This is a genomic window from Streptomyces sp. WELS2 (assembly GCF_013870595.1).
GTDB lineage: Bacteria > Actinomycetota > Actinomycetes > Streptomycetales > Streptomycetaceae > Streptomyces.
Map to the genome: position 1 here is coordinate 1 of NZ_JACBWZ010000414.1, position 5,499 is coordinate 5,499.

5 protein-coding genes are annotated in these 5,499 nt (G+C 73.1%); all 5 read left to right on the plus strand.

Going from position 1 to position 5,499, the window contains the following annotated elements; all coding sequences use genetic code 11:
* Positions 1-955: serine hydrolase (locus H5J33_RS21940; protein ID WP_181796632.1), on the plus strand; the 955-nt coding region annotated here is incomplete at its 5' end.
* A gap of 71 nt (positions 956-1,026) precedes the next feature.
* On the plus strand, positions 1,027-1,704 hold the full coding sequence (locus H5J33_RS21945) for an AIM24 family protein (RefSeq protein WP_181796633.1): 678 nt from the start codon (positions 1,027-1,029) through the stop codon (positions 1,702-1,704).
* A gap of 144 nt (positions 1,705-1,848) precedes the next feature.
* Positions 1,849-2,808, plus strand: coding sequence for a threonine/serine dehydratase (locus H5J33_RS21950; RefSeq protein ID WP_181796636.1), 960 nt, complete (start codon positions 1,849-1,851; stop codon positions 2,806-2,808).
* A 73-nt stretch (positions 2,809-2,881) separates the two neighbouring features.
* Positions 2,882-4,546, plus strand: coding sequence for a serine/threonine-protein kinase (locus H5J33_RS21955; RefSeq protein WP_258565291.1), 1,665 nt, complete (start codon positions 2,882-2,884; stop codon positions 4,544-4,546).
* A 140-nt stretch (positions 4,547-4,686) separates the two neighbouring features.
* On the plus strand, positions 4,687-5,499 hold an 813-nt coding region (locus tag H5J33_RS21960; protein ID WP_181796635.1), incomplete at its 3' end, for a serine/threonine-protein kinase.

Sequence of the window (5,499 nt, forward strand, 5' to 3'; positions counted from 1 at the left end):
GATCGACGACCACGGCCGGACCTACCGGGCCACCCGCGGCGTCGCCGACCGCGTCACCGGTCGGGCCATCAGCACCGAGGACCGGTTCCGGATCGGCAGTGTCACCAAGACCTTCACGACGGTGGTGCTGCTCCAGCTCGTCGACGAACACCGGCTCGCGCTGGACGCGCCGGTCAACCGCTACCTGCCGGGGCTGCTGCCGGACGACCGGATCACCGTCCGCCATCTGCTGAGCCACCGCAGCGGGCTGTACGACTACAGCGACGACATGTTCGCCGCGAGCGTCTCCGGCTTCGAGGCGGTCCGCAAAAAGGTCTTCACCTACCGGCAGTTGGTCGCCCTGTCCCTGAAGAAGCCCCGCACCAACGCGCCCGGCGCCGCCTACTCCTACTCCAACACCAACTTCGTCGTCGCCGGAATGCTCGTCGAGAAGCTCACCGGGCAGCCGGTCCGCACCGCCTACCAGAGCCGGATCATCAAGCCGCTGAAGCTGACCGACACCTTCTACGTCCACCCGGACACCGCGATCCCCGGCCGGCACACCCGCGGATACCTGACCCCGGACCGCGCGGGCGCCCCCCTGGTCGACGCGACCGCCCAGACCGTCTCCTGGGCACAGAGCGCTGGGGCGGTCATCTCCAGCGCACACGACCTGGACGCCTTCTACGGCGCGCTGCTCAAGGGCAGGCTGCTGTCCGCCGCGCGGCTCGCCGACATGGAGCGGTTCACCAAGGTGAACAGCACCACGGCGTACGGCCTCGGGCTGCGGCGGCGCGATCTGTCCTGCGGGGTTTCGGTGTACGGGCACACGGGAGCGGTACAGGGCTACTACACCTACGCGTTCGGCACGAAGGACGGCGGGCGGACCCTCACGGCCATGGCGAACACCTCGAACAACGCCAAGGTGCTCAACACCCTAGCCGGGGCGCTGGAGTCGGCGTTCTGCGGGAAGTGACCGACGGGTGACCAGGCCGGCACGCTCGGTGATCTTGGCGGAACCAGGCCGTCCGGGACACCATGCCCTGCATGAAGGGTGATCTCTTTTCCAGTCAGCACATGGTGCAGCCGGCCGTGGCGCCGGGCATGTCCGTCGAGAACGCCAAGTGCATCAAGTACGCGGTGAACGGCGAGATGTACGCCCGGCAGGGCGCGATGGTCGCCTACCGCGGCGACTTGGTGTTCGAGCGCAAGGGGCAGGGCGTCGGCGGCATGCTCAAGCGTGCGGTGACCGGTGAGGGACTGCCCCTGATGGCCGTGCGCGGACAGGGCGAGGCCTGGTTCGCGCACGAGGCGCAGAACTGCTTCATCGTCGACGTCGAGCCCGGTGACCACTTCACCGTCAACGGCCGCAACGTGTTGTGTTTCGACGCCTCCCTGTCGTACGAGATCAAGACGGTGAAGGGGTCGGGCATCGCCGGCGGCGGCCTGTTCAACAGCGTGTTCACCGGGCAGGGCGGACTCGGTCTGGTCTGCGACGGCAACCCGCTGGTCATCCCCGTGTCCGAACAGGCGCCGGTGTACGTCGACACGGACGCGGTGGTGGGCTGGACCACGCAGCTGCGGACCTCGCTGCACCGCTCGCAGTCCATCGGCTCGATGCTGCGCGGCGGTTCCGGCGAGGCCGTACAGCTGATGCTCCAGGGCGAGGGGTTCGTGGTGGTGCGGCCGAGCGAGCTGACGCCCCAGAAGAGCCAGCAGCACTGAGCCCCGCCCCGCCGGGACGCCGATCCGGCCGTGATCCGAAACGGCGTTGACCGCCGGCCTCCCGGCGGGCCAAGGTGCGAGCGGCACGGCTCCCGACCCGTGCCGGAAGGATGAAGCGCCTTGATCGACACCCCGGACAGCGCCCTGATCGGCCCGGCGGACATCGAAGCCGCCGCCCGGCACATCGCCGGCCACGTCGTGCGCACGCCCACGGTGCCGAGCCCCGGGCTCACCGCCCTGCTCGGCGTCCCCGTCACCGCCAAGCTCGAACTGCTCCAGCGCACCGGCTCGTTCAAGGCGCGCGGGGCCACGGCGAAGCTGCTGTCGCTGAGCGCGGCCGAACGGGCGGCGGGCGTGGTCGCGGTGAGCGGCGGCAACCACGGGATCGCGTTCGCGGTGATGGCGGCGGCCCTCGACGTGAAGGCCACCGTCGTCATGCCGCGCACCGCGCCCGCCCGCTCCCTCGCGCTCGCCGAGGAGGCCGGGGCGTCGGTCCGCGTGACCGACGGCATGGACAGCGCCTTCGAACTGGTGACGCGGTTGCGGGACGAGGGACTGACCCTGGTCCACCCGTTCGACGACCCCGTCGTGATCGCCGGGCAGGGCACCGTGGGCCTGGAGCTGGCCGAGGACGCCGGGGAGCTGACCGATGTCGTCGTCAGCGTGGGCGGCGGCGGCCTGATCGCCGGGATCGCGACGGCCCTGCGCGCGCGGCGGCCGGGGGTACGGGTGTGGGGCGTGGAGACCGAGGGCGCGGAGGCGATGTCCGGCGCGCTGAAGGCGGGCGGCCCGGTGCGGGTGCCGCTGTCCTCCCTGGTCACCACGTTGAGCGCGCCCTCGGTGTCACGACTGACGTACGACCATGTGTCCGCCCTCGTCGAGGAGGTCCTGGTGGTGCCGGACCGGGAGGCGGTGCGGGGCTGTCTGGATCTCGCCGACCACGCCAAGGTGTGGGCCGAGCCCGCGGCGGGCTGTCTGCTGCCCGCGGCCCGGCAGGTGGTGGAGCGGGTCGGTGACGGCGCCCGGATCGGGCTCGTGGTGTGCGGCGGCAACACGACACCCTCCGAGATCATGGGCTGGGCCGACCGGTTCGGGCTGCTGTGAACGGCGGTTGAACGCGGCGCCCGCTCCGCGCGTACCTCCGGGAAAGTCCGGGCGGGGTTCGCGAGGGATGACCATGGCCGAGGCGCGCGTCTTCGCACACGGCGTGATCGCCGGGCGGTACCGGCTGCTGGAGGTCTTCTCCCGCGAGACCGGCCGCCTGTGGTGGTACGCGGAGGACCTGGTGGCGGGGCGGCCCCGCCTGGTGTCGCGGACGGTACTGCCGGAGTCCGCCGGCGACGACACCGCGCGCCGCCTCGCGGTCCGGGTCCTGCGCGCCTGCGAGACCGTGCGGCTGCTGCGCCCGGACCGGATCGCCGCGGTCGTGGACGCCGTGGTGGAGGACGGCGCCCTGTGGGCGGTCACCGAGTGGATCGACGGTACGCCCCTCGGCGGACTCCTCGCCCGGGAGGGCCCGCTGGATCCGGCGCGGGCGGCCCGGCTGGGCCTGGACGTGCTGGACGTGCTCCAGGCCGCGCACGACGAGGGCCTCACCCACGGCGAACTGAGCCCCGGCCAGGTCTTCGTACGCGAGGACGGCCCGGCCGTCGTCACCGGGTTCGGGACGGCGGGCGCGACACTGGCGCCACGGCTCGCGGCACCGTCGTACGCCGCCCCGGAACAGGCCCGCGACGAGCGCATCGGCCCCGCCACCGACCTGTGGGCGCTGGGCGCGCTGCTGTTCCGCGCCGTACAGGGACACGCGCCGTACCCGGAGGAGTCCACGGCCGAGCTGGTGCAGCTGGTGTGCGCCGAGCCGCCCGCCTTCGCCGAGGAGTGCGGACCGCTGCGCCCGGTCGTGGAGTCGCTGCTGCGTCAGGACCCCACCGAGCGGCCGGACGTGGAGGAGCTGAGCGGCTGGCTGCGTTCCCTGGTGCGGTCCGCGCCGGAGCCGGAGGCCGGTACCCGGGTCGTCCCCGTGCCGCCCGCCGACCCGAGCCGGCTGCCGATCGTGCGGCGCCGGGGCGAGCTGGTGCGCCGCCGCCGCGCGGGCGCGGCCGTGGCGGGCCCGCATGGCCGGCACAAGCGGCCCCCCGGGGGCGCCCGTTCGCCGCGCAGCCTCGGCCGGACCCTGCTCCTGCTGGTACTGCTCCTGCTGGCGGGCGGGATCGCCTACGCGATGCTCTTCATGCCCAAGCAGGAGACCGGCGGGGACCGCACCGGCAGCGCCGGGCGCACGAGCCCGCTGCCCGCGCACACCCGGCAGCCCTCCGCCGGGCAGAGCGCCCCGGACGAGGGCACCTCCGCGCCCGCGACCGAGACCCAGACCGGCGGGGACCCCTCCGTGCCCGACGGGTTCACCCTGCGCAAGGACGCCGACGGCTTCCAAGTCGCCGTCGCCGAGGGCTGGGACCGCAGCCCCAGAAACGGCAGCGGTCAAGTGGTCTACGCCCACGGGGACTTCGAGCTGATCGTCGTGCCGGGCCGGGACGGCGCGTCCGCCTACGGCAGCGACCCGATGGCCTACCAGCGGGACAAGGAGCCCGAACTCCGGCCGTACCGCGACTCCAGCTGGTCCACGGCGAGCGGTCTGCGGACCACCGAGGTGGGCGGACGGACCATGGCCGAGGGGCAGTTCACCTGGACCGACGCCCAGGGGCGGGACCGGTTCGTGCGGAACATGGCGCTGCTGCTGAACGGCCGCTACCACATCGTCCAGGTGCGCGGCCCGGAAGCCGAGCGGGACCAGGTGACCCGGCTGTACGAGCAGGCCGTGGCGACGTATCGCTACACGCGTTGAGCTGCGCGTACACAGGGACCGCCGTTCCCGCTGTCGCGTGGAAACGACCATCGTCACAGTGCGGTTACCGGTGCCCCCCCAGGTTCCCTGAGGGGAGGCCGGTCCTTAGTCTGGCCCTGTCAAGAGCATTGCGGGGCAACGTGAATCAGAAGCAGGGCCTGCTCGTAGCAGGCCGCTACCGGCTCGCCGATTCCATCGGCAGCGGCGGCATGGGCCGGGTGTGGCGCGCCCACGACGAGGTGCTGCACCGGATGGTCGCCGTGAAGGAGTTGACCGCCGCGCTCTACGCCTCCGAAGGCGACCGGGCCGTGCTGCTCGCCCGGACCCGGGCCGAGGCGCGGGCCGCCGCGCGCATCAACCACTCCGCCGTCGTCACCGTGCACGACGTGCTCGAACACGACGGCCGGCCGTGGATCGTGATGGAGCTGGTCGAGGGCGACTCGCTGGCCGACGTGGTCAGGGACCGGGGCCGGGTGGAGCCGGTGGAGGCCGCCTGGATAGGGCTGTGGGTGCTGCGGGCGCTGCGCGCCGCGCACGCCGCCGGTGTGCTGCACCGGGACGTCAAGCCCGGCAACGTCCTGCTCGGCAAGGACCGCCGGGTGCTGCTGACGGACTTCGGCATCGCCCAGATAGAGGGCGACTCCACCATCACCCGCACCGGGGAGGTCGTCGGCTCCGTCGACTACCTGGCCCCCGAGCGGGTGCGCGGCCACGACCCCGGCCCGGCCTCCGACCTGTGGGCGCTCGGCGCCACGCTGTACACCGCGGTCGAGGGACGCTCGCCGTTCCGGCGGACCTCGCCGCTGAGCACCATGCAGGCGATCGTCGAGGAGGACACGCAGGAGCCGCGGCACGCCGGTCCGCTCGCGCCGGTCATCGCCGCCCTGCTGTGCAAGGACCCGGCCGGGCGGCCCGGCGTCGAGGAGGCGGAGCGGATGCTCGCCGACGTGGCG